This is a genomic window from Streptomyces galbus (assembly GCF_005280195.1).
In the GTDB taxonomy this organism is placed as follows: domain Bacteria; phylum Actinomycetota; class Actinomycetes; order Streptomycetales; family Streptomycetaceae; genus Streptomyces; species Streptomyces galbus.
The window spans coordinates 126,694-151,682 of the sequence record NZ_SZPR01000025.1 but is presented as its reverse complement, the minus strand read 5'-3'; the positions used below and the strand labels follow the sequence as shown (position 1 = coordinate 151,682).

At 71.8% G+C, this 24,989-nt stretch carries 23 protein-coding genes and 1 tRNA gene; 9 read left to right on the top strand and 15 right to left on the bottom strand.

Annotated features, from left to right (window positions below; genetic code table 11):
• Positions 1 to 29: 29 nt before the first annotated feature.
• The 5 genes from E4U92_RS28680 to E4U92_RS28660 form a co-directional block, all read right to left on the bottom strand.
• Positions 30 to 2,285 (bottom strand): tetratricopeptide repeat protein, encoded by a 2,256-nt coding sequence (locus E4U92_RS28680; protein ID WP_168725218.1) that lies wholly within the window; start codon positions 2,283 to 2,285, stop codon positions 30 to 32.
• Positions 2,286 to 2,522: 237 nt separating this feature from the next.
• Positions 2,523 to 2,942, bottom strand: coding sequence for a hypothetical protein (locus E4U92_RS28675; RefSeq protein WP_137303326.1), 420 nt, complete (start codon positions 2,940 to 2,942; stop codon positions 2,523 to 2,525).
• A 158-nt stretch (positions 2,943 to 3,100) separates the two neighbouring features.
• Positions 3,101 to 3,174: transfer RNA gene (locus E4U92_RS28670), tRNA-Pro, on the bottom strand.
• Positions 3,175 to 3,207: 33 nt separating this feature from the next.
• Positions 3,208 to 4,017: a Pr6Pr family membrane protein gene (locus tag E4U92_RS28665; protein WP_137303325.1), complete on the bottom strand. Its 810-nt coding sequence runs from the start codon at positions 4,015 to 4,017 to the stop codon at positions 3,208 to 3,210.
• 147 nt (positions 4,018 to 4,164) lie between these two features.
• Positions 4,165 to 5,091 carry a metallophosphoesterase gene (locus E4U92_RS28660; RefSeq protein WP_137303324.1) on the bottom strand — a complete coding sequence of 309 codons (927 nt, stop codon included), beginning with the start codon at positions 5,089 to 5,091 and terminating at the stop codon, positions 4,165 to 4,167.
• Between the two features lie 175 nt (positions 5,092 to 5,266).
• Here E4U92_RS28660 and E4U92_RS28655 point away from each other — a divergent pair, with 175 nt between their 5' ends.
• On the top strand, positions 5,267 to 5,731 hold the full coding sequence (locus E4U92_RS28655) for a GatB/YqeY domain-containing protein (protein ID WP_137303323.1): 465 nt from the start codon (positions 5,267 to 5,269) through the stop codon (positions 5,729 to 5,731).
• Between the two features lie 243 nt (positions 5,732 to 5,974).
• On the opposite strand, the gene E4U92_RS28650 is transcribed toward E4U92_RS28655, so the two are convergent.
• A complete protein-coding gene (locus E4U92_RS28650) occupies positions 5,975 to 8,308 on the bottom strand; it encodes a transglycosylase domain-containing protein (protein ID WP_137303322.1) in 2,334 nt (777 codons plus the stop codon).
• Positions 8,309 to 8,716: 408 nt separating this feature from the next.
• Here E4U92_RS28650 and wblA point away from each other — a divergent pair, with 408 nt between their 5' ends.
• Positions 8,717 to 9,055 carry a transcriptional regulator WblA gene (wblA, locus tag E4U92_RS28640; protein WP_137303403.1) on the top strand — a complete coding sequence of 113 codons (339 nt, stop codon included), beginning with the start codon at positions 8,717 to 8,719 and terminating at the stop codon, positions 9,053 to 9,055.
• Between the two features lie 294 nt (positions 9,056 to 9,349).
• Here the strand turns inward: wblA and bagB are convergent, their stop codons facing one another.
• Together bagB and bagA are read right to left on the bottom strand one after the other, a co-directional pair.
• Positions 9,350 to 10,777, bottom strand: coding sequence for an ATPase BagB (gene bagB, locus E4U92_RS28635; RefSeq protein WP_137303321.1), 1,428 nt, complete (start codon positions 10,775 to 10,777; stop codon positions 9,350 to 9,352).
• The gene (gene bagA / locus E4U92_RS28630) at positions 10,774 to 11,751 is read right to left on the bottom strand and encodes an ATPase BagA (protein ID WP_137303320.1); all 978 of its coding nucleotides are present in this window, start codon (positions 11,749 to 11,751) and stop codon (positions 10,774 to 10,776) included. Before bagA ends, bagB begins: the two co-directional genes overlap by 4 nt.
• Before the next feature lie 127 nt (positions 11,752 to 11,878).
• Between bagA and E4U92_RS28625 the strand changes: the two genes are divergently transcribed.
• The 4 genes from E4U92_RS28625 to E4U92_RS28610 all read left to right on the top strand — a co-directional run bounded on the left by E4U92_RS28625 (position 11,879) and on the right by E4U92_RS28610 (position 14,410).
• Positions 11,879 to 12,040, top strand: a complete 162-nt coding sequence (locus E4U92_RS28625; protein ID WP_003975360.1) for a Sp36 family protein — start codon at positions 11,879 to 11,881, stop codon at positions 12,038 to 12,040.
• Positions 12,037 to 12,498, top strand: a complete 462-nt coding sequence (locus E4U92_RS28620) for a RidA family protein (RefSeq protein WP_137303319.1) — start codon at positions 12,037 to 12,039, stop codon at positions 12,496 to 12,498. Before E4U92_RS28625 ends, E4U92_RS28620 begins: the two co-directional genes overlap by 4 nt.
• Before the next feature lie 117 nt (positions 12,499 to 12,615).
• Positions 12,616 to 13,494 carry an NUDIX hydrolase gene (locus tag E4U92_RS28615; RefSeq protein ID WP_137303318.1) on the top strand — a complete coding sequence of 293 codons (879 nt, stop codon included), beginning with the start codon at positions 12,616 to 12,618 and terminating at the stop codon, positions 13,492 to 13,494.
• Positions 13,495 to 13,579: 85 nt separating this feature from the next.
• Positions 13,580 to 14,410, top strand: coding sequence for an MBL fold metallo-hydrolase (locus E4U92_RS28610; protein ID WP_137303317.1), 831 nt, complete (start codon positions 13,580 to 13,582; stop codon positions 14,408 to 14,410).
• A 28-nt stretch (positions 14,411 to 14,438) separates the two neighbouring features.
• Here E4U92_RS28610 and E4U92_RS28605 read toward each other — a convergent pair whose 3' ends face one another.
• Positions 14,439 to 15,272 carry a nucleotidyltransferase domain-containing protein gene (locus tag E4U92_RS28605; RefSeq protein WP_137303316.1) on the bottom strand — a complete coding sequence of 278 codons (834 nt, stop codon included), beginning with the start codon at positions 15,270 to 15,272 and terminating at the stop codon, positions 14,439 to 14,441.
• A 36-nt stretch (positions 15,273 to 15,308) separates the two neighbouring features.
• Positions 15,309 to 15,983, bottom strand: a complete 675-nt coding sequence (locus tag E4U92_RS28600) for a Crp/Fnr family transcriptional regulator (protein ID WP_029382547.1) — start codon at positions 15,981 to 15,983, stop codon at positions 15,309 to 15,311.
• Positions 15,984 to 16,265: 282 nt separating this feature from the next.
• On the opposite strand from E4U92_RS28600, the gene nth reads away from it, so the two are divergent.
• The 3 genes from nth to E4U92_RS28585 all read left to right on the top strand — a co-directional run bounded on the left by nth (position 16,266) and on the right by E4U92_RS28585 (position 19,271).
• Positions 16,266 to 17,228, top strand: coding sequence for an endonuclease III (gene nth / locus E4U92_RS28595; protein WP_373311674.1), 963 nt, complete (start codon positions 16,266 to 16,268; stop codon positions 17,226 to 17,228).
• Positions 17,229 to 17,285: 57 nt separating this feature from the next.
• A complete protein-coding gene (locus tag E4U92_RS28590; RefSeq protein ID WP_137303314.1) occupies positions 17,286 to 17,975 on the top strand; it encodes an NUDIX hydrolase in 690 nt (229 codons plus the stop codon).
• A 96-nt stretch (positions 17,976 to 18,071) separates the two neighbouring features.
• Entirely contained in the window at positions 18,072 to 19,271 is a 1,200-nt protein-coding gene (locus tag E4U92_RS28585; RefSeq protein ID WP_137303313.1) for a MarP family serine protease, read from the top strand.
• Between the two features lie 17 nt (positions 19,272 to 19,288).
• On the opposite strand, the gene E4U92_RS36840 is transcribed toward E4U92_RS28585, so the two are convergent.
• The 5 genes from E4U92_RS36840 to acs form a co-directional block, all read right to left on the bottom strand.
• Positions 19,289 to 19,468 (bottom strand): hypothetical protein, encoded by a 180-nt coding sequence (locus tag E4U92_RS36840; protein ID WP_137303312.1) that lies wholly within the window; start codon positions 19,466 to 19,468, stop codon positions 19,289 to 19,291.
• A gap of 128 nt (positions 19,469 to 19,596) precedes the next feature.
• A complete protein-coding gene (locus E4U92_RS28575; RefSeq protein WP_137303311.1) occupies positions 19,597 to 20,538 on the bottom strand; it encodes an alpha/beta fold hydrolase in 942 nt (313 codons plus the stop codon).
• Positions 20,535 to 21,023, bottom strand: coding sequence for a phage holin family protein (locus tag E4U92_RS28570; RefSeq protein WP_137303310.1), 489 nt, complete (start codon positions 21,021 to 21,023; stop codon positions 20,535 to 20,537). The genes E4U92_RS28575 and E4U92_RS28570 overlap by 4 nt, the downstream gene beginning before the upstream one ends.
• 89 nt (positions 21,024 to 21,112) lie before the next feature.
• Positions 21,113 to 22,564 carry a Na+/H+ antiporter NhaA gene (gene nhaA, locus E4U92_RS28565; protein WP_137303309.1) on the bottom strand — a complete coding sequence of 484 codons (1,452 nt, stop codon included), beginning with the start codon at positions 22,562 to 22,564 and terminating at the stop codon, positions 21,113 to 21,115.
• Positions 22,565 to 22,810: 246 nt separating this feature from the next.
• Positions 22,811 to 24,766, bottom strand: a complete 1,956-nt coding sequence (gene acs / locus E4U92_RS28560; protein WP_137303308.1) for an acetate--CoA ligase — start codon at positions 24,764 to 24,766, stop codon at positions 22,811 to 22,813.
• Positions 24,767 to 24,989: the final 223 nt, after the last annotated feature.

The window sequence follows — 24,989 nt, the reverse complement described above, 5'->3', positions numbered from 1 at the left end:
GCGCCGGGTCATGAGGGCGCCGGCGGGAACTATTGCGGGCGCGGAGGGTCGGGGTGGTCGGGGCCGGGGCGTTCGCGCTTGGTCCGCATCTGCTCACTCAGTTTCCGCAGGAGTTCGCGGACGGCCACCACCTGCTCGTCGAGTTCGAGAGCTTCCTGAATGCGTCCGGCGTCGCTGTAGGAGTCGGCGAGGTTGGCGCGGGCGCGGAGGGTGTCGGGGTGGTGGGGGCCGAGGAGGCGTTCGCGGTCGGCCAGTACCCGCTCGCGCAGTTCCAGGGCCTCCTGAATGCGCCCGGCATTGCTGTAGGAGTCGGCGAGGCTGCTGCGGGCGCGGACGGTGTCGGGGTGGTCGGGGCCGAGGACGCGTTCACGGTCGGCCAGCACCCCCTCGTCGAGCGCGACGGCCTCGTCCATGCGGCCGGCAGCCCGGTCGGGGTCGGCGAGGCCGGCAGCCCGGTAGGAGTCGGCGAGGTTGCTGCGGGAAGTGAGGGTGTCGGGGTGGTCGGGGCCGAGGAGGCGCTCGCGGTCGGCCAGCACCCGCTCGCGCAGTTCCAGGGCTTCCTGGGCCCGCCCGGAATCGCTGTAGGAGATGGCGAGGTTGCTGCGGGAGGTGAGGGTGTCGGGGTGGTCGGGACCGAGGAGGCGCTCGCGCTCGTACAGCACCTGCTCGTCGAGTACGAGGGCTTTCCGGGCGCGTCCGGCATCGTTGTAGGAGTTGGCGAGGTTGTTGCGGGCGCCGAGGGTGTCGGGGTGGTCGGGGCCGAGAAGACGTTCGCGGTCGGCCAGCACCTGCTCGCGCAGTTCCAGAGCCTCTTGGACGCGTCCGGCATCGCTGTAGGAGTTGGCGAGGTTGTGGCGGGCGCCGAGGGTGTCGGGGTGATCGGGGCCGAGGAGGTGTTCGCGGTCGTCCAGCACCTGCTCGCGCAGTTCCAGGGCTTCCCGGGCGCGTCCGGCATCGCTGTAGGAGTTGGCGAGGCTGCTGCGGGAGGTGAGGGTGTAGGGGTGATCGGGGCCGTGTGCCTCGCAGCTCTTCTCCAGCATCCGTCGGCCGTACTCGACGGCCTGCCCGTAAAGGCCCACCGCTCTCAGGCTGCTGCTGACCTTGTGGATGCACCCGTGCGTGGTGGGCCTCCACAAGCATGGGGAAGTGTGCTGGTCGAGCAGCACGGTGTTCGCGCGGAGGGACGCGGAGAGATCCCGATCGTTGAAATCGGGGTCGGGCCAGAGGCTGAGGATGGCGTCAGCGGCGGTGCGCGGCATCGTGGGCAGCACCTGCGCAGGAGTCGTCTCGCGTATGGCCCTGGCGGTCAGGGCGTGGATGCGGATCGGTGCCTGGCCGGTGTCCTGGGCGATGAGGGCATAGGTGCGCAGGCACTCGAGCGCGGCGTGGACGTCGTGCTCGGTAACGGCAGGCCGGCGCCTGCGCAGCCACCGGCGGTGGCCGGGTCGCGAAGCGCGCAGATACGCCATCACGGGCGGCGTGGTCCACAGGTCGGCGGGGTGACCGAGCGGGTCCATCAGTGCGATGAGTTCGAGAAGCGGACGGGCGAGGTGGGTGGTGTCGGCGGCCTGCACGGCGGTGAGGGACACGAGGAGGGCTGTCGTGACCGGGCGGCCGTAGCCCTCGGTGTCGGCGTTCGGTGGCAGGAGATCGCTCAGCTTGTTCCCGGTGTCGCGGAAGCGCTCCAGGTAGTCGGCGATACCGCACCGCTTGTTGATCATGTAGGCGGCGGCGTGGCCGAGAGCGAGCGGCAGACGGCCCAGCTCGTCGGCCAACAGGTCGGCCTGATCGGCGTCGTAGAGGTGCGGGTGCCCGGCGTCGGCGAGGCGGCGGTGGAGGTAGGCGCGGGCTTCCTCCACGGTGTAGAGGTCCAGGCGGATCAGCTTGCGGCCCTGCCCGCTGAGCAGGGCGTCGCTGCGCCGGGTCGTGGCGAGGACCCAGCCGTTGCGGTCGCTGCCGTCGGGCCACCAGGGATCAACGGCTTCCGGGTCCGTGATGTCGTCCAGCACGATCAGCCACCGCCGCTCGGTGGCGGGCAGCCAGGCCAGGAACGCTCTGGCCGCGGCGGCGGCATCGCCGGAGGCACTGCCTGGAAGGCCGAGCTGGTCGGCGGCATCGGCGTAGGCGGTGATGATCTGATCGGGTTCGGTCGCGTTCGCCCATATCAGGAGGTCGAGTCCGCTGTCCTCCGACCGGTCCTGGTCGCGCAGCTCGCGGGCCAGCGCGGCGGCGAGCTGACTCTTGCCGACCCCGCCGTCGCCGGCCAGCACCTGCGAGAGCACCACGCTGCCACCCTCGCGGCGGGCCTGAGCGACGTCTTCGCGGGCTCGGGCACGCGCCTGGAAGGCCGCGGCCAGCCGCGGGACGGTACCCACCTGAATCGGCCACTCGACCTCGGACGTCCTGACCGGCGGCACCTGGACATGCACGTCGCCCGCGATCTGGGTGACGCTCCCCTGCGTGCGGGCGTTCTGCCGCGTGTGGCGCCGCGCCGGGCCCTGCTTCACCGCTGGCATCCCCCACTAGGCGCGGTTGCCGCCGACCTGGTCGATGTCACCACCGCCGCGCGCCTTCTGCCGGACGCTCTCGCGCCGGACACGACGGGAAGCGGCGGCCCCGCCCCGGTCGCCTCCGGTCTGCGTCACGTTCCCCTGCCCGCGCGCCGACTGCCGCACCGTGCGCGTCGGGGAGGCTCCCGCCGGGGCGGCGCCGGCCTGTGCCGCCCACCAGCCGACGGCCGCCAGAACGCCTGCGGCAACCACCCCCGCGACGGGCCCGATGACCTCCCACGGGTCCTTGCCTCCGCCGGACACCATCGCCCAGGGCACCGCGACGACGAAGAAGGCCAGCACCGAAGAGGCAACCGCCACGAGCCACCGCACTACTGCGTGCACCGCATCCCCCGAGAGCCGCTGTCGCCAACACGCCCTGAACAGGCTCATGTTGACACGGAACACCCCGACTGCACGCGCACATCCAGGGATGCGCCGGTGTCGAGCGTGGGGGAGATCATGCGACGCCGTGTGACAGATGGCAGGCAGACAGAAACAGATCAGGCGGGTACTGGATCCAGTACCCGCCTGATCTGCTGTTTCGGCTGTCGGGGTGGCGGGATTTGAACCCACGACCTCTTCGTCCCGAACGAAGCGCGCTGCCAAGCTGCGCTACACCCCGGTGTCGCTGCTCATCGCGGCGACGTCGTTTACTTTAGCCCACCGGAGGCTGGAGACGAAATCCGGTTTTGGTGCGGTGACGGGTGGGGTTCGGGCGGGTGTGGTCCAGGGCGACCAGGACGAGCGCCAGGGCGTAGAAGGCCAGGCCGAGGAGGAGGGCGTTGGCCAGGACGTGCCGGTAGCCGTGGGCGGCGACGTCCAGGAAGGGGTAGAAGTACCGCGTCCCCGCCTCGCCCTTCGCCGCCACCGTGCCCGGCATGTCCAGCGCCCCCCGCGCCAGCGTGAACGCCAGGTACGCCACCGGGTACACCAGCCACGACGCCGCCTGGCGCAGCCGCAGCGTGCCCGGTGCCGTCAGCAGCAGCCAGTCCAGGACCGCCGCCGCCGGGACCACCGTGTGCAGGAGGACGTCCGTCAGCAGGTGGTGCCAGCCCGTCGATGCCGTGCCCGGGGTCGTCACCGAGAACGGCGGGGTCGTGTCCGCCAGCAGCAGGTGGTCCACCAGCGCCGTGATCACCACGTAGAGAAGTGCCGCTCCCGTCAGCGCCGACGGGAGCGGCTTGCGGGCCGTCCAGGCCCGCCGTGCCGACGCCGCCGTCACCAGCGCCAGCAGGATCGTGCTCTGCACCGCGAAGTGGCTCAGTACCCGCACCGGGCTCCCCAGCAGCAGGGTCAGCGCCACCGTCGTTGCCGCCAACGCCGCGATCAGCAGGCGGAACACCCCCACCAGGGGGCGCCGGACCGGGGCTACCACCGCCGCCGCGGGGACGTAGGAGGGGATCAGCGCGTGCGTGCGGGGGATCGCCGGCAGCTCCGGGATGTCCCTGGGTATCGGTGCCGTCATGCCCCCAAGCTAGGCAAAAGGGGCATGACCGGCTATAGGGGAGAACCGTTCGAGTGAAGCCGGATGAAGATGACGCCGGATGAAGATGACGCCGGATGAAGACGGAAGAAGGTGAAACTGGGGGCCGGTGGTTCCTCGCCCCTGTTGCTACTCCCGCCCCACCAGCGTCAGCAACGTCGCCTCCGGCGGGCACGCGAACCTCACCGGCGTGTACCGGCTCGTCCCGCAGCCCGCCGAGACGTGCAGGTACGCCGTCCTGCCCTCCGCCGTGTGCGTGGACAGGCCCTTCACCCGGTCCGTGTCCAGGTCGCAGTTGGTGACCAGGGCGCCGTAGAACGGGATGCACAGCTGGCCGCCGTGCGTGTGGCCGGCCAGGACCAGCGGGTAGTCGTCCGCCGTGAACGCGTCCAGCGCCCGCAGGTACGGCGCGTGCACCACGCCCATCGAGAAGTCCGCCGAGCCGGACGGGCCGCCCGCGACCCGCTCGTAGCGGTCCCGCTTGATGTGCGGGTCGTCCACCCCCGTCAGTTCCACCGCCACGCCGTCGACCTTCAGCACGCCCCGCGTGTTCGTGAGGTTGAGCCAGCCCCCCGCGTCGAAGCCGTCGCGCAGGTCCTCCCACGGGTTGTGGACCGCGCCGACCACCGGCGGGTTGCCGTTCAGCCCGTGCCGGCCGCTGACCTTCTCCAGCAGGTAGCGGGCCGGGTTGCGCTTGGTGGGGCCGTAGTAGTCGTTCGAGCCGAAGACGTACGCCCCGGGGAACTCCATCAGCGGGCCGAGCGCGTCCAGTACCTCGGGCACGCCCTCCGGGTCCGACAGGTTGTCACCCGTGTTGATCACGAAGTCCGGGCGCAGGCCCGCCAGCGAGCGCAGCCAGCGCTGCTTCTTGCGCTGCCCGCTCACCATGTGGATGTCGGAGACCTGCAGGACGCGCAGGGGGCGCATGCCCGAGGGCAGCACCGGGACCGTCACCCGGCGCAGGCGGAAGGAGCGGGCCTCGAAACCCGCCGCGTACACCAGACCGGCGGCGCCAACCGCCGTGATTCCCAGGGGGACTTTGTATCGCGCGCGCATACGTCCATCGTCTCAGACCCGGGAGGCGGGACGGAGCCGCGGCGGTCGCCGCCGGCAGCCCGGGCCGGACGGGGCGCCCGCGGAGACAGCTCGAAACGGCGCACCGCCCGCCGTCCCCGGCCGCCCCCGGAAATCGGCGGGCGGCCGTCCTCCCGTACCTGCGACAATCGACCCCATGACCACGCTCAAGTCGAAGCTGCAGGAAGACCTCAACGCCGCGATCAAGGAGCGCGACGAGCTCCGCTCCTCGACGCTCCGGCTGACGCTCGCCGCGATCACCAAGGAGGAGGTCGCCGGCAAGGAGAAGCGCGAGCTCTCCGACGACGAGGTCCTCAAGGTGATCACCAAGGAGGCGAAGAAGCGCCGCGAGGCCGCCGACGCCTTCGCCCAGGGCGGCCGGGCCGAGCAGGCCGAGCGGGAACTGGCCGAGGGCGAGGTGCTCGCCGCGTACCTGCCCAAGCAGCTGAGCGACGACGAGCTGAACGTGATCGTGGCTCAGGCCGTCGAGGAGGCCAAGGCCGCCGGCGCCGAGGGGCCGCGGGCCATGGGCGCCGTCATGAAGATTGTGAACCCGAAGGTGGCCGGTCAGGCCGAGGGCGGCCGCGTCGCTGCCGTGGTGAAGAAGCTCCTCGCCGGCTGAGCCCGGCTGAGTCCGGCTGAGCCCGGCTACGTCCGGCGTCCGGCTGAGTCCGGCGAGCCCGGCGTCGGCGGGCCACCCGCCCGCCCCACGACGCCGACCGCGACGCCCGCCGCGACGCACGAACGGCCCCTGCTCACCCGGAGCAGGGGCCGTTCCCCGTTCCCGTTCTCGTCCCATCAGGACGCCGTCACCGCGTCATCTCGACGGCACGGCACCGCACGGCACCGCACGGCGCCCGTCGCCTCAGCGTCGCCCGCCCGTTCCGTTCCCGTGGCCGCCCCCGTTGCTCTGGCCCTGGAACAGGTTGTCCGGGAGGGAGATCGTCGGGGTGGGCAGGCCGTTGTCGCCGCCGTTGCCGGTGTTCCCGGTGGTGCCGCCGTTGGCCGTGCCGCCGTTCAGGAAGCCGCCGATGAAGCCGCCGCCGTCGCCGTTGTTGCCGTTGTCGTCCCCGCCGTCACCGTTCCCGTCGCCGTTCCCGTCGCCGTCGCCCTCGCCGCCGTCCTTCTTGTCGCTCGGGAGGTGGACGGTGTGGAACTGACCGGAGTCCTTGCCCTCCAGGGCGCCGGACATGGCGTCCTTCCAGATCGGGCCGGGAGTGTCAGCGCCGTAGACCTGGGCGTGGTACCGGCCGCCGATGGTGATGTCGAACATCTCCACCTTCTGGCTGGCGCTGCCGACCCACACGGCGCCGGAGAGCTTCGGCGTGTAGCCGACGAACCAGGCGTTCTTGCGGGAGTCGGTCGTGCCCGTCTTGCCGGCGTTGTCGCGGTCCTTCAGGCCGGCCGCCTGACCCGTACCGGAGTCGATCACGCCCTGAAGCAGGGTGTTGATGGTGTCCGCGGTCTTCTCGCTCATCGCGCGCGAGCAGGTGGACTTGGGGACCTCCAGCGACTTCTGCTGGTCGCCGACCTTCTGGGTGATCGACTCGATGGCGATCGGCGTGCAGTACATGCCGCGGGAGGCGAAGGCCGCGTACGCCGTGGCCATGGTCAGCGGCGAGATGCCCTTGGAGCCGAGCGCGATGGCGGGGACCTGGGGGAGCCGGTCGCCGTTGCCCTGGACCACGTGCAGCGCGTCGGTCATCTTCATCACCGGGCACAGGCCGATGTCGCTGATCATCTGCACGAAGTAGGTGTTCACCGACTTAGCCATCGCCTCGCCCAGCCGGTACGGGCCGTGCTCCGACTCGCTCTCGTTCTCCAGGCGGGCCCGGTCGGTGTTGACCCACTGCTTGCCGTCACACGTCTGGACCGGGCTCGGGTACTCCATCTGGTACGGCGAGGAGTACTCCTGGGTGGGCGGGCGGCCCTGTTCCAGCGCGGCCGCCGCGACGAACGGCTTGAACGTCGAACCGGTCGGGAAGCCGAAGTTCGAGCCGCCCCGGTCCGAGCCCACCGAGTAGTTGATCTCGGTCTCGTTCTTGCCGTAGCCGTACGGCTTGGACTGGCCCATCGCCAGGATCTTGCCGGTGCCGGGCTCGACCAGCGTGGCGGCCGCGGCGACCTTGTCCGACTTGTAGATGTGGTCCTTGATCGACTCCTGCACCGACTCCTGGGCCTGCGGCTCGAGGGTCGTGCGGATGGTCAGGCCGCCCTGGTTCCAGATCTTGGCCCGCTCCTCCCTGGTCCGGCCGAAGACCGGGTCGCCGAGGAAGACCTTCTCGACGTACTTGCAGAAGAAACTGGCGCCCTTGGTCGCCGTGATGCAGCCGTTCTGCGGCTGGGTGACCTTCAGGGCGAGCGGGGTCTCCTTCGCCGCGTCGGCCTCCGCCTGGGACACGTCGCCGAGCTCGGCCATGCGTTCCAGCACGATGTTGCGCCGCAGGGTGGCCTGCTTGGGGTCGTTGATCGGGTCGTAGACGCTGGGGGACTGGACGATGCCCGCCAGCAGCGCCGACTCCTGGAGGTTCAGGTCCTTGGCGTGCTTGGAGAAGTAGCGCTGGGCGGCCGCCTCGACGCCGTAGGCCTGCTGGCCGAAGAAGGTGATGTTCAGGTAATTCTCGAGGATCTTCTTCTTGCCCAGCTCCTCCTCGACCTGGATCGCGTACTTGAGCTCGCGGATCTTGCGGCCGATGGTCTGCTGGGTGGCCTGGGCGACCTTCGTCGGGTCGTCGCCGGCCTCCTCGATGAAGACGTTCTTCACGTACTGCTGCGTGAGCGTCGAGGCGCCCTGGCTGACGCCGCCGCTCTGGGCGTTCTTGTTCAGCGCGCGCAGGATGCCCTTGAGGTCCACCGCGCCGTGCTCGTAGAAGCGCGAGTCCTCGATCGCGACGATCGCCTTCTGCATGTACGGCGAGATGCTCTTGAGCTGCACCACCGTGCGGTCGCGCGAGTACACCGAGGCGATCTGGTTGCCCTCGGCGTCCAGGATCGAGGTGCGCTGGCTCAGCGGTGGGGTCTTGAGGTTGGCCGGAAGTTCGTCGAAGGACTCGACGGAACCCTTGGCGACCAGGCCGAGCGCGCCCACCGCGGGCAGCGCGATGCCGGCCAGCACCGCTCCCGCGAGCACGCTGACACCGAGGAACTTGGCGGCCTGCTGCGTGGGGGACAGGCCACCGCCCGAGCGCTTCTTTGGCATAGGGGCAGCCTACGTTCTCATTCGCCGGACACGCGTATATGCCTTGGCCTAAGCTGCTGCCAACTGTCACAGCAGCAGGGCTACGTATCAATACGTCCGGCGACCCCGAATCGTTCCGGAGGTTCCCTGATTTTCTGGTGGGGGCGTGTCCGAATCCGCCTTCTGTGTCATCCGGCGTCCGGTGTGACGCACCAGAACTGTCCCGCTTTGCCGGGATGGTCGCGCATGTCGCGGGCTCACTCCCCCGGGTGATCTGCCGCTTACCCATAGTCCGTTCGGGCCATTCAAGATTGGGCCCGGAGGGGGTGTTGCGCTGCGTCCACCTTCCGTAACGTCCTCAACTGGCGGCGGTGAATATGCCGCTTGCCGCCGTGGGGGAGCCTCGATTCGGGAGAGGACGGCGCCGGTATGGGCTGGGTTACCGACTGGAGTGCGCAGGCTGCCTGCCGCACTACCGATCCGGATGAACTGTTCGTTCAGGGAGCAGCGCAGAACAGGGCCAAGGCGGTGTGCACGGGCTGCCCGGTGCGCACCGAATGTCTGGCCGATGCGCTCGACAACCGTGTGGAGTTCGGCGTGTGGGGAGGCATGACGGAGCGCGAGCGGCGGGCCCTGCTGCGCCGCCGGCCGACCGTCACCTCGTGGCGGCGCCTGCTGGAGACGGCGCGTTCGGAGTACGAGCGCGGCGTGGGCATCGTGCCGCTCGACGACGACCAGGTGTACGAGAACTACGCCGCCGTGAGCTGAGCCGGTACGGCCGCGGCGGTCGTCGCGGCCGCGGTGGGCCGTACGGCCTCAGGGTGGCCAGGCCAGGCCACGCCACCTGTCCGCCACGCCTGCCGTCCGTCACCTCGGTGACACCGTGTGGCCATGAGCCGTTGTGCTCATGAGCCTGTGTGCTCATGAGCCTGTTGTGCCCGTGTGCCGAGGCGCCGTCCCCAGGGCGCCTTCACGGGGCCCCTTGCACGGTCGTGCCCCGCACGGTCGTCTCCCGCACGGCCGTTCCGCGGCGTGTGCGCGGACGTCGTTCGGCGTGTCGGGTCAGGTTCCGGCCGGGTCGGGCAGTTCCGGCCGGTTGTCCGCGAGGCGGTTGCCGATGTCCCGCAGGCCCGCCAGGTCGTGCACGTCGCCGGGGAGCGCGGCCACTTCGGCCACCGCCACCTCCGGGTGGAGCGCGGTGAAGCGGTCACGCGTGCGCTGCTCCCGGGAGAGCAGGTGCATGCGCTCGGCGTGCAGCCGCAGCAGACCGGCGGTGAGCTGGTCGACCGGCCGCTCCTCGCCGGAGCCGCCGACGTCGCTGCCGTTGGCGTTGTCGCTGCCGTCATCGATGTCGCCGTCCCCACCGTCGCCACCGGGAGCCGGTGCCGTCCCGGACGGGTCGTCGGAAGCCGTGGGGGCGGCCCCGGGCCCGGACGGGTCGGATGACGTGGGACTTTCTGAACTGCCGTGTGTTTCGGGAGAGTTACGAAGTCCAGCTTTCCCGCCGCTCTGATCCACAATGCGGGCGTCCGCAAGATTTTCCGCGGCGTCCAGCGCCCGCTCGGCCGACAGCTGCGGGGCACCGCTGCCGTGGACCCGGTTGAGCACCAGACCGGCCAGCGGCATGTCCTCCGCGGCCAGCCGCTCCACGAAGTACGCCGCCTCCCGCAGCGCGTCCCGCTCGGGCGCCGCCACCACCAGGAACGCCGTGCCGGGCGCCTGGAGCAGCTTGTAGGTGGCGTCCGCGCGCGTGCGGAAGCCGCCGAACATGGAGTCCATCGCCGCCACGAACGTCTGCACGTCCTTCAGGAGCTGACCGCCCAGCACCTTGCCGAGCACGCCGGCCATCATCGACATCCCGACGTTGAGGAACTTCATCCCCGCGCGGCCGCCGACCTTGGCGGGCGCCAGCAGCACCCGGATCAGCTTGCCGTCGAGGAAGGACCCCAGCCGCTTCGGCGCGTCGAGGAAGTCCAGGGCCGAGCGGGACGGGGGCGTGTCGACCACGATGAGGTCCCACTCCTCCTTGGCCCGCAACTGGCCCAGCTTCTCCATCGCCATGTACTCCTGCGTGCCCGCGAAGCCCGCCGAGAGCGACTGGTAGAAGGGGTTGCCCAGGATGGCGGCCGCGCGCTCCGGGTCCGCGTGCGCCTCGACGATCTCGTCGAAGGTGCGCTTCATGTCGAGCATCATGGCGTGCAGCTCGCCGTCCCCCTCGACGCCCTTGACCCGGCGCGGGGTGTTGTCCAGGGAGTCGATGCCCATGGACTGGGCGAGCCGGCGGGCCGGGTCGATGGTGAGCACGACCACCTTGCGTCCCCGCTCGGCCGCGCGCAGCCCGAGCGCCGCCGCGGTCGTCGTCTTGCCGACCCCGCCCGAGCCGCAGCACACCACGATCCGGGTGTCCGGGTCGTCGAGCAGCGGGTCGACGTCGAGCACGCGCGCGGGGCCGAGGCGGCGCTCCTGGGTGGTGGCCGGGTCCGGACTCATGCGATTCCCTGCTTCCGCAGCTCGGTAGCCAGTTCGTACAGACCTGCCAGGTCCATGCCCTCGGCGAGGAGCGGCAGTTCGTGCAGCGGCAGGCCCAGCTCGCCGAGCACCGCGCGCTGCTCCTGCTCCAGCGCGTACCGCTCGGCGTACTCCTCGGCCTGGGCCAGCAGCGGGCCGACCAGCTTCTCCGCGGTGCCGCCGCGGCGCGCGCCGCCGAGGCCGGCCGCGGACAGGGAGCGGGCGATCGCCGCGCGCGACGTGGTGCGCGCGAGGTCGAGGTCGGACGCGTCCAGCACCTCGGGCCGGACCATGTTGACGACGACCCGGCCCACCGGCAGCCGGGCCGCGCGCAGTTCGGCGATGCCGTCGGCGGTCTCCTGGACCGGCATCTCCTCCAGCAGCGTCACCAGGTGCACGGCCGTCTCGGACGACTTCAGCACCCGCATCACCGCCTGCGCCTGATTGTGTATCGGGCCGATCCTGGCCAGCCCGGCCACCTCGTCGTTCACGTTCAGGAAGCGGGTGACGCGGCCGGTCGGGGGCGCGTCCATGACGACGTAGTCGTACACGAACCGGCCGGCCCGGTCCTTGCGCCGCACGGCCTCGCACGCCTTGCCGGTCAGCAGGACGTCCCGCACGCCCGGTGCGATGGTGGTGGCGAAGTCGATGGCGCCGAGCTTCTTCAGGGCGCGGCCCGCGCCGCCCAGCTTGTAGAACATCTGGAGGTAGTCCAGAAGGGCCAGTTCGGGGTCGATGGCGAGCGCGAAGACCTCGCCGCCCCCCGGGGCCACGGCGATCTTGCGCTCCTCGTAGGGCAACGCCTCCGTTTCGAAGAGCTGTGCGATGCCCTGCCGGCCCTCCACCTCGACGAGAAGCGTCCGCTTCCCCTCCTCGGCGAGGGCCAGCGCGAGGGCCGCGGCGACCGTCGTCTTTCCGGTCCCGCCCTTACCGCTGACGACCTGGAGCCTGCTCACGTCTTCGAGCGTAACCACTCGGCGCCGGGACCAATCAGCAGCCTGTGGACAACCGGGCCGACAGTACGACGAACATGGGGTGCGACCGGGGCGCGGCACGGCCCCGGCCAGCGGCTACAGTCGGCCCATGACCAAGTGGGAATACGCAACCGTGCCGCTGCTCGTCCACGCCACGAAGCAGATCCTGGACACCTGGGGCGAGGACGGCTGGGAGCTCGTCCAGGTCGTGCCCGGGCCGAACAACCCCGAGCAGCTCGTGGCCTACCTGAAGCGGGAGAAGCAGGCGTGAGCGCGGTCGAGGACAGGCTCGCGGAGCTGGGCCTGACGCTGCCGGCGGTCGTGCCGCCGCTCGCGTCCTACCAGCCGGCCGTGCAGTCGGGTGCGTACGTGTACACCTCCGGCCAGCTGCCCATGGTGGAGGGCAAGCTGCCCGTCACCGGCAAGGTCGGGGCGGAGGTCACCCCGGAGGAGGCCAAGGAGCTGGCCCGCACCTGCGCGCTGAACGCCCTCGCCGCGGTGAAGTCGGTCGCCGGTGACCTGGACCGCATCGCGCGCGTGGTGAAGGTCGTCGGCTTCGTCGCCTCTGCTTCGGACTTCACCGGCCAGCCGGCCGTGGTCAACGGAGCGAGCGAGCTGCTCGGCGAGGTCCTCGGCGACAAGGGCGTGCACGCGCGCAGCGCCGTCGGCGTGGCCGTGCTGCCGCTGGACGCGCCGGTGGAGGTCGAGATCCAGGTGGAGCTGGCCTGAGGCGTACCGGGAGGGGCCGGCGGGCCCGGGCGCGCGGCTGAGAGCTGTCTCCGGCCGCCCGGCCCCGGGTCGCGGGCCCCTCTCGAACATTCGCGCACCACGGGATAGCCTCCGGCCATGGCGAATGGGCAGTGGTTCCCCCCGGACTGGCCGGAACGCATCCGCGCGCTCGCGGACGGCACGCTCGAGCCGGTCGTGCCCAGACGCGCCGCCACCGTCATGCTCCTGAAGGACACCGGCGCGGGTCCCGTCGTGCACATGCTGCGCCGGCGCGCCTCCATGGCCTTCGCCGCGGGCGCGTACGCGTACCCGGGCGGCGGCGTCGACCCGCGCGACGACGAGCACCACGTGGCCTGGGCGGGCCCCACGCGCGCGTGGTGGGCCGAGCGGCTCGGGGTCGACGAGGCGGCCGCCCAGGCGATCGTCTGCGCGGCCGTGCGGGAGACGTACGAGGAGGCCGGCGTCCTGCTCGCCGGGCCGACCGCCGGGACGGTCGTCGGCGACACGACGGGCCCCGACTGGGAGGCCGACCGGGCCGCGCTGGTCGCCCGGGAGCTGTCCTTCGCGCAGTTCCTGGAGCGCCGCGGCCTGGTGCTGCGCTCCGACCTGCTGGGCGCGTGGACGCGCTGGATCACGCCCGAGTTCGAGAGCCGCCGCTACGACACCTGGTTCTTCGTGGCCGCGCTGCCCGAGGGCCAGCGCACCCGCAACGCCTCCACGGAGGCGGACCGCACGGTGTGGATCCGCCCGGCGGAGGCGGCCGCGTCGTACGACCGGGGCGAGCTGGTGATGATGCCGCCCACGATCGCGACGCTGCGCCAGCTCGCGCCGTACGGCTCCGCGGCCGAGGCGCTCGCGGCGGCACCCGCGCGTGACCTCACACCCGTGCTGGCCCGCGCCCGCCTGGACGGCGACGAGGTCGTGCTGAGCTGGCCGGGCCACGACGAGTTCACGCGGCACGTCCCGGCCGCGCCGACCGGTGGGGCGTCCGCATGAGCGACGCACACGCGCGTACCCGTACGGGGCGGCCGCCCGCCGGCCGCGCCGCCCGGGTCCGCCCGCGTCCGGAAGGAGCCCTCCGATGACGGAAGCAGCCGCCCTGCCCGGTCAGCCGCGCGGCGCGGTGCTGTCGGGCCCCGCCACGTCCCGCGCGGTCAACGTCCTCGCGCCCAACGCGTCCGCGATGACGCTGGACGGCACCAACACGTGGATCCTGTCCGAGCCGGACTCCGCGCTCGCCGTGGTCGTCGACCCCGGCCCGCTGGACGACGGCCACCTGCGCCGGGTGATCGACACCGCGGAGGAGGCCGGCAAGCGCGTCGCCCTGACGCTGCTGACGCACGGCCACCCCGACCACGCCGAGGGCGCCGCCCGCTTCGCCGGGCTGACCGGCACCGCAGTGCGGGCGCTGGACCCGGCGCTGCGGCTCGGGGACGAGGGGCTGGCCGCCGGGAACGTGGTCGAGGTGGGCGGCCTGGAGCTGCGGGTCGTGCCGACGCCGGGCCACACGGCCGACTCGCTGTGCTTCCACCTCCCGGCCGACCGGGCGGTGCTGACCGGGGACACGATCCTCGGGCGCGGCACGACGGTCGTGGCGCACCCCGACGGCCGCCTGGGCGACTACCTGGACTCGCTGCGCCGCCTGAGGTCGCTGACCGTGGACGACGGCGTGCACACGGTGCTGCCGGGCCACGGCCCCGTCCTGGAGGACGCGCAGGGCGCCGTCGAGTTCTACCTCGCGCACCGCGCCCACCGCCTCGCCCAGGTCGAGACGGCCGTCGAGGACGGCTTCCGCACCCCGGAGCAGGTCGTCGCCCACGTCTACGCCGACGTCGACCGCTCCCTGTGGCCCGCGGCGGAACTCTCGGTCCGGGCCCAGCTCGAGTACCTGCAGGAACACGGCCTGATCTGAACCCCTGCCGTTCCGGCCGGCCGGGACGTCACGGACCGTCGGGCCGGGGCGCCTTCACCCCGTGCACGCGCGCGTACTCGTCGGCCAGCCAGGGGCCGAGATCATCGACGTAGGAGCGCAGCACGTCCGGATCGCCCATCGGCTCCCGTCCCCGTTCCGCCGCGGCACGGACCTCGTCGGCGCGCTCGGGGTAGTACCCCGCGAACGCCTCCGCCATCTCGTGCAGGTCGCTGGTCCAGCCGTTCCAGCGGGGCATGACCAGGGTGAAGGCGGTGCGCACGAGATGACGCGACAGGAAACGGACCAGGGGCCGCCGCGCCTCCTCCGTGTCCGCGACGCCGGCGACGCGCTCCCGCCAGCGCGGCAGCAGCGCCGCCAGGTCGCCGTTGGTCTCGCGGGCGAGGAGGCTGTCGGGCCGGTAGCGCGGGAGGTACGCGGCGAGGTCGTCACCGAGCAGCGGTGTGCACAGGCACGCGACGAACCACGCCAGGTCGTACCGTTCCGGCTCGCTGAGCACTCGTGCCCGGCTGTAGAGGAGCGTCGCCACGCCCTCGACCTGCTCGAACTCCGCGTCGAGGGTCCGCTCGAACTCCCGCACGTCCTCCCGGTCCGCGTCCGTCGGCTCCTCGTGGAGGGCGACGAGCAGGTCCAGGTCGCTGCGTCCCACGCGTGCGGTGCCGCGGGGGACCGACCCGTAGAGGTACGCGCTGTGCAGCCGCGCGCCGAGGACGTCGCGCAGCCGCTCGCGGGCCGCGGCGACCACCGGGCGGAAGGCGGGTGGCACCCGCGTCAGAGCGCCTTCGCGAGCGATGTGACCCTGGGGATCCAGACCGCGGGCGGTCCGGTGCGGTGTCTCGGACATGCGGATGGGGGCCGGTTGCCCGGCCCCCTGCGCGCGCTAGCGCGACCGCTTGGCCAGGCGTTCCACGTCCAGGAGGATCACCGCGCGGGCCTCCAGGCGCAGCCAGCCGCGCTGGGCGAAGTCGGCGAGGGCCTTGTTGACCGTCTCGCGGGAGGCGCCGACGAGCTGGGCCAGCTCCTCCTGGGTGAGGTCGTGGACGACGTGGATGCCCTCCTCGGACTGCACGCCGAAGCGGCGCGACAGGTCCAGCAGGGCGCGGGCCACGCGGCCGGGGACGTCCGAGAAGACCAGGTCGGACATGGCGTCGTTGGTCTTGCGCAGGCGCCGGGCGACGGCGCGCAGCAGCGCGGCGGCCACCTCGGGACGGGCGTTCAGCCAGGGCTGGAGGTCGCCGTGGCCGAGGCCGAGCAGCTTGACCTCGGTGAGGGCGGTCGCCGTCGCCGTACGGGGGCCCGGGTCGAACAGCGACAGCTCGCCGATCAGCTCGCCGGGGCCCACGACGGCCAGCATGTTCTCGCGGCCGTCCGGGGACGTGCGGTGGAGCTTGACCTTGCCCTCGGTGACGACGTAGAGCCGGTCACCCGGGTCTCCCTCGTGGAACAGGGAGTCGCCACGCGCGAGGGTCACCTCACTCATGGAGGCGCGCAGCTCCGCGGCCTGCTCGTCGTCGAGAGCCGCGAAGAGCGGGTTGCGCCGCAGAACGTCGTCCACGAGTTCTCTCCTTGTCGACCTGCTCAGGGGATCTTGCCCCCCGTGTACCCGTGTACCAGGGGTCCGTGGTGCCCATTTTGCCGGACGGTCCAAACAGTGTGATCTGTCACAAGGATGCCGTACACGTGTCCGGGGGTACGCGGCAGGGGTCCAATCGGGGGCCGATCCTTCGGCCCCACGGCGGATGTCGGTGCCGGGCTTTAGGCTGGCCGGGTGTCCAAATCGCCGGTGAGAGCACAGGCCAAGGGGGCTGGGCGGGTGGTTGCACGTCGTGATTCCGCTGTGGGCGAACAAGCCCCGGGCGGTGATGAAAAAACGACAAAAGCAACGAAAGCGGCGAAGGCTGCTCCGGTCAAGAAGGCGGCCGCCAAGAAGGTGAAGGCCGCAGCGAAGAAGGCCGCTCCGGCGAAGGCGGCCGCCCCGGTGAAGAAGGCCGGTGCCGCCAGGACGGTGGAGGTGCGCCCGCTCGGCGGTGAGTCCCGCACGGCTCTGGTCCGCCGCGCCCGGCGCATCGACCGCGAGCTCGCCGAGGTGTACCCGTACGCCCATCCGGAGCTGGACTTCGACAGCCCCTTCCAGCTCATCGTCGCCACCGTGCTGTCCGCACAGACCACCGACCTGCGGGTGAACCAGACGACGCCCGCGCTCTTCGCCAAGTACCCCACCCCCGAGGACCTGGCCGCGGCGAATCCCGAGGAGGTGGAAGAGATCCTCCGCCCCACCGGGTTCTTCCGGGCCAAGACGAAGTCGGTGATCGGGCTGTCCAAGGCCCTCGTGGAGGACTTCGGCGGCGAGGTGCCCGGCCGGCTGGAGGACCTGGTCAAGCTCCCGGGCGTCGGCCGCAAGACCGCGTTCGTCGTCCTCGGCAACGCCTTCGGGCGCCCCGGGATCACCGTGGACACCCACTTCCAGCGGCTGGTGCGCCGCTTCCGGTGGACCGACGAGACCGACCCCGACAAGATCGAGGCCGCGATCGGCGCGCTGTTCCCCAAGAGCGACTGGACGGACCTGTCCCACCACGTCATCTGGCACGGCCGCCGCATCTGCCACGCCCGCAAGCCGGCCTGCGGCGCCTGCCCCATCGCCCCGCTCTGCCCGGCCTACGGCGAGGGCGAGACCGACCCGGAGAAGGCGAAGAAGCTGCTGAAGTACGAGAAGGGCGGCTTCCCCGGCCAGCGGCTGAACCCGCCCCAGGCGTACCTGGACGCGGGCGGCCGGCCGGCCCCGCCGCTGGGGGCCGGATGACGGAACGATCTCGGGGGCGTCGGGCGTTGTGCTGGGTGAGCGGGGGGTGGTGCGCGGATGACGCGGGCGAGTGACATCCAGGACGTGACGCTGAGCAAGGAGGGCCTGCCGGACTGGCTGGACCCGGTGGTGCGGGCCGTGGAGACGGTCGAACCGCTCCAGCTCAGCCGTTTCCTGCCGCCGCGCGACGGCACCGGACGGCAGTCGGCGGTGCTGATCCTGTTCGGCGAGGGCGCGCGGGGGCCCGAGCTGCTGCTGATGGAGCGGGCGAGCTCGCTGCGCTCGCACGCGGGCCAGCCGTCGTTCCCGGGCGGCGCGCTCGACCCGGAGGACGGCGACCCGGAGGGCGACGGGCCGCTGCGGGCGGCCCTGCGCGAGGCCGAGGAGGAGACCGGCCTCGACCCGTCCGGCGTCCAGCTCTTCGGCGTGCTGCCGAAGCTGTACATCCCGGTGAGCCGGTTCGTGGTCACCCCGGTGCTCGGCTGGTGGCGGGAGCCGAGCCCGGTCGGGGTGGTGGACCCCAACGAGACCGCGCGGGTCTTCACCGTGCCCGTGGCGGATCTCACGGACCCCGCCCACCGCGCCACCACCGTGCACCCCAGCGGCCACCGCGGTCCGGCATTCCTGGTCGAATCGGCCCTCGTGTGGGGCTTCACGGCCGGCCTCATCGACCGCCTGCTGCACTACGCGGGCTGGGAGCTGCCCTGGGACCGGGACAAGCAGGTCCCGCTCGACTGGAGGTCATGACAGGGTGTCCCCCGTGCCGTGTCAGCCCGGGGGGCGCCCCCGGAGCTGCCGGCCGACCGGTTCCGACGGCGAGACGACGAGGCGAGGCCCCAAGCGGTGAACGTGCTGGACATCCTGTTGCTGGTCGCTGCCGTGTGGTTCGCGGTCGTCGGCTATCGCCAGGGCTTCGTCGTCGGCATCCTGTCGGTCATCGGCTTCCTCGGCGGCGGACTCGTCGCCGTCTACCTGCTGCCGGTCGCCTGGGACGCCCTCACCGACAACTCCGAGGTGAGCACGACCGCCGCCGTCGTCGCGGTCGTCATCGTGATCGTCTGCGCCTCCGTCGGCCAGGCCCTGACCACCCACCTGGGCAACAAGCTGCGCCGCTACATCACCTGGTCCCCGGCCCGCGCCCTGGACGCCACCGGCGGCGCCCTCGTCAACGTGGTCGCGATGCTGCTGGTGGCCTGGCTGATCGGGTCCGCCCTCGCCGGCACCACGCTGCCCACCCTGGGCAAGGAGGTCCGCAGCTCCAAGGTGCTGCTGGGGGTCTCCCGGGCGCTGCCCGACCAGGCCGACACCTGGTTCGCCGACTTCTCCTCCGTCCTCGCGCAGAACGGCTTCCCGCAGGTCTTCAGCCCGTTCTCCAACGAGCCGATCACCGACGTCCAGCCGCCCGACCCCGCCCTCGCGGGCAGCCCGGTGGCCACCCGCGCGCAGCGCTCCATCGTCAAGGTGATGGGCACCGCCGAGAGCTGCGGCAAGGTCCTGGAGGGCACCGGCTTCGTCTTCGGCGAGCGCCGCGTGATGACCAACGCGCACGTGGTCGGCGGCGTCGACGAGCCCACCGTCCAGATAGGCGGCGAGGGCCGGCGCTACGACGCGACCGTCGTCCTCTACGACTGGAAGCGCGACATCGCCGTCCTGGACGTGCCCGACCTCCACGCGCCGGTGCTCCACTTCGCGGCCAAGGACGCCTCCAGCGGGGACAGCGCGATCGTCGCCGGCTTCCCGGAGAACGGCGCGTACGACGTGCGCGCCGCCCGGGTGCGCGGCCGGATCACGGCCAACGGCCCCGACATCTACCACCGCGGCACCGTGCGCCGCGATGTGTACTCGCTGTACACGACCGTCCGCCAGGGCAACTCCGGCGGCCCGCTGCTGACGCCCGACGGCCGGGTGTACGGCGTGGTCTTCGCGAAGTCGCTCGACGACGCGGACACCGGGTACGCGCTCACCGCGGACGAGATCCAGCGGGACATCACCAAGGGCCGCACCGCGAACCAGCAGGTGGACAGCGACAGCTGCGCCCTGTAGCGCGGTCCGCGCAGGTGTCAGGGGCGGGGGTGACGCAGGCGTACCGAGACCCAGCGGGCCCGGCGGCGCAGGATGCCCGGAATGCCCACCCGGAGGTCGCTGCCCGACTGCGGGGAGCCGTCCCGCTGGTGGGTGCTCAGGCCCGAGGCCGAGCGACGGTTGCGTGCTGCGTCACTGTAGTCGTGCGTCCAGCCCATACCTCGACGTCTGCCCCCGCCCCAAGGTCCATAACCGCCTGGGAGACAGCCAATTGGCCTATGCGGCAGGCATGTGGCCGTTCATAGGACAGTAGGTCCGGCTCCGGGTACCGGGCGCTTTCGAACGGTCACCGGTCGGGTTCGGGATCCTTCAGCCAATTGACCAGTTCGGAGGAGAAGGCGACCGGGTCCTCCTCGTGCGGGAAGTGCCCCAGCCCGTCGAACAGCCGCCACCGGTACGGGGCCTCGACGTACTCCCCGGAGCCGGCCGCGCTGCGCGTACGGCTCACCGGGTCGAGTGAACCGTGCAGGTGCAGCGTCGGCACCCGCAGCGGGCGCTTCATCCGGCGGTAGAACTGGACGCCGTCCGGCCGGGCCAGCGAGCGCACCAGCCACCGGTACGGCTCGACCGAGCAGTGCGCGGTGGAGGGGATGCACATCGCCCGCTGGTACGTCTCGATCGCCTTGTCGTCCGGCGGGTTAGGGCCGGACCACTGCCGGATCAGCTCGCCGACCAGTGCGCCGTCGTCCGCGGTGAGCCGGCGCTCCGGGATCCACGGCCGCTGGAAGCCCCAGATGTGGGAGCTCGCCGCCGACTGCCGGTAGTCGGCGAGCATCGCCGAGCGCCAGCGCCGCGGGTGCGGCATCGAGGCCACCACGAGCCGCCGGACCAGCTTGGGGCGCATCACGGCCGCCGTCCACGCCAGGTAGCCGCCCAGGTCGTGACCGACCAGCGCGGCGTCCGGCTCGCCCAGCGAGCGGATCACGCCGGTGATGTCGAGGGCGAGGTTCGCCGGGTCGTAGCCGCGCGGGGTGCGGTCGCTGCCGCCGACGCCCCGCAGGTCGACGGCGACCGCGCGGAAACCGGCGTCGGCGAGCGCGGTGAGCTGCTCCCGCCACGTCCACCAGAACTGCGGGAAGCCGTGCACCAGCAGGACCAGCGGCCCGTCGCCGGCCTCCGCGATGTGGAAGCGGGCGCCGTTGGCCGCCACGTCCCGGTGGGTCCAGGGACCGTCGGGTCGTACGACCGAAGCGGGTTGCGCCGAAGGGGTGGGGGCCGGGTCCGTCATGAGGACGAGCGTGCCACAGCCTCGATGGCCTCCGGGGTCCGGTCCACGTCCAGCTCCGGCCGCGGGTGCGGCTTGGCGTTCTGCAGCACGCCCGCCGTCTCCTTCACCGACGCGGCGACCTTCTGCGGGCCCTTGCCCTGCTTGGCCTTCTTCGCGAACACCACGCCGATCAGCCCGAGCACGCCCGCGACCAGGACGTTCGCCGCGAAGGACAGCAGGAAGCAGACCGCCAGGTTCCAGTGGCTCCAGGTGCGGATGCCGTACGCCAGCGCGAAGTTGAGCATCGGCAGGGAGAACACCAGCAGCGCCCCGGCCAGCGAGAACGCGCCGCCGCTCGTCGCCCCGCGCTTGACGTCCTGCTTCAGCTGCGCCTTCGCCAGCGCGATCTCGTCGTGCACCAGCGCCGACATCTCGGTCGTCGCCGAGGCGAACAGCTGGCCGATGCTGCGTTCCGCGCCGACCGGGCTGCCGTCGGGTGCGCTCATCGCGGTCTCCCTCGTTCTCCTCGGGGGTGCGCCGCCCGGCCGTTCGGCCGGACCACGTACGGTCCCGTCTTTTGTACCGTCCCGTCAGATCATGCCGGACGGCCGCCCTCCTCGCCCGCCCCGCCCGGCACTTCGGCGCGTGCGCGCCGCGCCGCGGCCATCTCGGCGGCGATCTTGCGGTGCTCGGCGGCCTTGCGGTCGTGGATCGCGGCCATCCGCAGGTGGTACTCCGGGTCGTCCTCCTCGTAGACGTCCGGGATGCCGTCCCCGTCGTCGTCGCGCTCCTCCGCCTCGCAGAGCCTGCGGTACCTGGCGTTCCGTATCTTCAACAGCACCGTCGACCAGCTCGCCGCGATCAGCGAGCCGACGAGCACGGCCGCCTTCACCTCGTCGGTCATGACCGCGTCGCCCTCGAAGGCGAGCTCGCCGATGAGCAGCGACACGGTGAAGCCGATGCCGGCCAGCGAGGCGACCGCGAAGACGTCCGGCCACGCCAGGTCGTCGCTGAGCGAGGCGCGGGTGAAGCGGGCGGTCAGCCAGGTGCCGCCGAAGATGCCGATCGTCTTGCCGACGACCAGACCGAGCACCACGCCGAGGGTCTCCGGCCGGGTGAAGATGTCGCCGAGCGCCCCGCCGGAGACGGTGACACCCGCGCTGAACAGCGCGAACAGCGGCACCGCGAGTCCCGCCGACAGGGGGCGCACCCGGTGCTCGACGCGCTCACCGGGGGAGCACCGCTCGCCCTCGCGGGTGGTGCAGCGCAGCATGAGCCCCATCGCGACGCCGGCGATGGTGGCGTGGACGCCGCTGTTGTACATCAGCGCCCAGATCACGACCCCGAGCGGGACGTGGACGTACCAGCCGCGCACGCCCGTGCGCAGGAGCAGCCAGAACACGCCGAGGCCGACGACGGCACCGCCGAGGGCCGCGAAGTTGATCGTGTCCGTGAAGAAGACCGCGATGATCAGGATCGCGAACAGGTCGTCGACGACGGCGAGGGTGAGCAGGAAGGCGCGCAGCGCGCTCGGCAGCGAGGTGCCGATCACGGCGAGCACCGCCAGCGCGAAGGCGATGTCGGTGGCGGTGGGCACCGCCCAGCCCGCCAGGGAACCCGCCTCGGCCGTGTTGGTCAGTGTGTACACCAGCGCCGGTACGGCCATCCCGCACAGCGCCGCCACGACGGGCAGGGCGGCCGCCCTCGGGTCGCGGAGGTCACCGGCGACCAGTTCCCGCTTGAGCTCGATGCCGGCCACGAAGAAGAAGATCGCGAGCAGGCCGTCCGCCGCCCAGTGGGCGACCGACAGGTGCAGGCCGAGGGCTTCCGGGCCGAAGTGGAAGTCGCTGACGCTCTCGTAACTGTCGTGCAGCGCGGGGACGTTCGCCCACACGAGCGCCGCGACGGCGGCCAGCAGGAGCAGCACGCCGCCGACCGTCTCCGTGCGCAGGGCGTCCCCGACGAGGGTGCGCTCCGGCAGGGACAGCCGGCCGAAGAGCTTGCGGGGCGAGCTCGGGCGGGGGGCGGTGGAGCGGGGCGCGGCCACGGGGGGAACCTCCGGTCGGTGGGCAGGACAGAGCACCTGCCGACCAGACTTCCCGGCACACCGTGGTCTTCTCGTGTTGCGGTCTTCGCGTGTTGCGTGTCGCTTCGTTCAGTTTTACCCGAGCGGGCCGCCCTACACCCGACGAGCCGGGTGCATGTCCGGTGCAGGTGCGGGCGGCGCTCCGGGTGCGGGGACGCGGGGCCCCCGCACCCGGAGCGCCGCTCCTCGGTCCTCCTCGGCCGGCCGTCAGTCCTCGGAGGGCGCCGCGGGCAGCTTCGCCTGGATCAGGTCCATCACCGTGGAGTCGGTGAGGGTCGTGACGTCGCCGAGCTGCCGGTTCTCCGCGACGTCCCGCAGGAGGCGCCGCATGATCTTGCCGGAGCGGGTCTTCGGCAGCTCCGCCACCGGAAGGATCCGCTTGGGCTTGGCGATCGGGCCGAGCGTCGCGCCGACGTGGTTGCGCAGCTCGTCGACCAGCCCCTCGCTCTCCGCCGCCGAACCGCGCAGGATGACGAACGCCACGATCGCCTGGCCGGTCGTCTCGTCCGCCGCGCCCACGACCGCCGCCTCGGCGACGGACGGGTGGGACACCAGCGCGGACTCCACCTCGGTGGTCGAGATGTTGTGGCCGGAGACGAGCATGACGTCGTCGACCCGGCCCAGCAGCCAGATGTCGCCGTCGTCGTCCTTCTTCGCGCCGTCACCCGCGAAGTACTTGCCCTCGAAGCGCGACCAGTACGTGTCGAGGAACCGCTGGTCGTCGCCCCAGATGGTGCGCAGCATCGACGGCCACGGCTCGGTGAGCACCAGGTAGCCGCCCCCGCCGTTCGGGACCTCGTTCGCCTCGTCGTCGACGACCGTGGCGGAGATGCCCGGGAGCGGACGCTGCGCCGAACCCGGCTTCGCCTCCGTGACGCCCGGCAGCGGGGAGATCATCATGGCGCCGGTCTCGGTCTGCCACCAGGTGTCCACGACCGGGGTGCGGTCGGCGCCGATGTTCTTGCGGTACCAGATCCACGCCTCGGGGTTGATCGGCTCGCCGACCGAGCCGAGGACACGCAGGCTCGACAGGTCGAACTTGGCGGGGATGTCGTCGCCCCACTTCATGAACGTCCGGATCGCCGTCGGCGCCGTGTAGAGGATCGTGACCCCGTACTTCTGCACGATCTCCCAGAACCGGCCCTGGTGCGGGGTGTCCGGGGTGCCCTCGTACATCACCTGGGTGGCGCCGTTGGCCAGCGGCCCGTACACGATGTACGAGTGGCCGGTCACCCAGCCGACGTCGGCCGTGCACCAGTAGACGTCGGTCTCCGGCTTGAGGTCGAAGACCGCGTGGTGGGTGTACGCGGTCTGGGTGAGGTAGCCGCCGGAGGTGTGCAGGATGCCCTTCGGCTTCCCGGTCGTCCCCGAGGTGTAGAGGATGAACAGCGGGTGCTCCGCGCCGAACGCCTCCGGGGTGTGCTCGGCCGACTGCCGCCCGACCAGGTCGTGCCACCACACGTCCCGCTCGTCGCTCCACGCCACGTCCTGCCCGGTACGGCGGACCACCAGCACGTGCTCGACGTTGTCGGCCTTGGCCACCGCCTCGTCGACGGCCGGCTTGAGCGCGGACGGCTTGCCGCGCCGGTAGCCGCCGTCGGAGGTGATCACGACGCGTGCGTCGGCGTCCTGGATGCGGGTGGCGAGGGCGTCCGCGGAGAAGCCGCCGAAGACGACGGAGTGCGCGGCGCCGATCCGGGCGCAGGCCAGCATGGCGATGGCCGTCTCGGGGATCATCGGCATGTAGACGGCGACCCGGTCGCCCTTCTGCACACCCAGCTCCAGCAGGGCGTTCGCGGCCCGGGAGACCTCGTCCTTCAGCTCGGCGTAGGTGAGGGAGCGGCTGTCGCCGGGCTCGCCCTCGAAGTGGATCGCCACGCGGTCGCCGTGTCCGGCCTCCACATGGCGGTCGACGCAGTTGTACGCGACGTTCAGCTCGCCGTCCGCGAACCACTTGGCGAACGGCGGGTTCGACCAGTCGAGCGTCTCGGTCGGTTCCTTGGCCCAGGTCAGTCGGCGGGCCTGCTCGGCCCAGAAACCGAGCCTGTCAGCCTTGGCCTGCTCGTACGCCTCTGCCGTGACGTTGGCGTTCGCGGCCAGGTCAGCGGGCGGCGCGAAGCGTCGCTCCTCCTTCAAGAGGTTGGCCAGGCTTTCGTTGCTCACGACATCTCCCTTTCTCAGGGTGTCCGTTGTGTCCCGGGCCACAGCTCATCAGACCCGGGGGCCGGTGACAAGGGCCGCCCGGGAATTGGTTTAGACCTGTGGGTCGAGTGGCGACGGCCGGGCCGTCGTCGGTAGGCACGGACCCCAGTGGGGGAGAGTTCAGCAGTTCAGTGGGTGTAACCCCGCTCACACGCACTGCCCGGTCGCTCCTGCGCGGCGCCGG

Coding starts and splice junctions, on each gene's coding strand:
- E4U92_RS28615 (WP_137303318.1), top strand. CDS start 12,616: ATGGCGAATGGGCAGTGGTTCCCCCCGGACTGGCCGGAACGCATCCGC.
- E4U92_RS28655 (WP_137303323.1), top strand. CDS start 5,267: ATGACCACGCTCAAGTCGAAGCTGCAGGAAGACCTCAACGCCGCGATC.
- E4U92_RS28610 (WP_137303317.1), top strand. CDS start 13,580: ATGACGGAAGCAGCCGCCCTGCCCGGTCAGCCGCGCGGCGCGGTGCTG.
- E4U92_RS28570 (WP_137303310.1), bottom strand. CDS start 21,023: ATGAGCGCACCCGACGGCAGCCCGGTCGGCGCGGAACGCAGCATCGGC.
- E4U92_RS28625 (WP_003975360.1), top strand. CDS start 11,879: ATGACCAAGTGGGAATACGCAACCGTGCCGCTGCTCGTCCACGCCACG.
- wblA (WP_137303403.1), top strand. CDS start 8,717: ATGGGCTGGGTTACCGACTGGAGTGCGCAGGCTGCCTGCCGCACTACC.
- E4U92_RS28665 (WP_137303325.1), bottom strand. CDS start 4,017: ATGACGGCACCGATACCCAGGGACATCCCGGAGCTGCCGGCGATCCCC.
- E4U92_RS28575 (WP_137303311.1), bottom strand. CDS start 20,538: ATGACGGACCCGGCCCCCACCCCTTCGGCGCAACCCGCTTCGGTCGTA.
- E4U92_RS28660 (WP_137303324.1), bottom strand. CDS start 5,091: ATGCGCGCGCGATACAAAGTCCCCCTGGGAATCACGGCGGTTGGCGCC.
- E4U92_RS28605 (WP_137303316.1), bottom strand. CDS start 15,272: ATGTCCGAGACACCGCACCGGACCGCCCGCGGTCTGGATCCCCAGGGT.
- E4U92_RS28675 (WP_137303326.1), bottom strand. CDS start 2,942: ATGAGCCTGTTCAGGGCGTGTTGGCGACAGCGGCTCTCGGGGGATGCG.
- E4U92_RS28590 (WP_137303314.1), top strand. CDS start 17,286: ATGACGCGGGCGAGTGACATCCAGGACGTGACGCTGAGCAAGGAGGGC.
- E4U92_RS36840 (WP_137303312.1), bottom strand. CDS start 19,468: ATGGGCTGGACGCACGACTACAGTGACGCAGCACGCAACCGTCGCTCG.
- E4U92_RS28650 (WP_137303322.1), bottom strand. CDS start 8,308: ATGCCAAAGAAGCGCTCGGGCGGTGGCCTGTCCCCCACGCAGCAGGCC.
- bagB (WP_137303321.1), bottom strand. CDS start 10,777: ATGAGTCCGGACCCGGCCACCACCCAGGAGCGCCGCCTCGGCCCCGCG.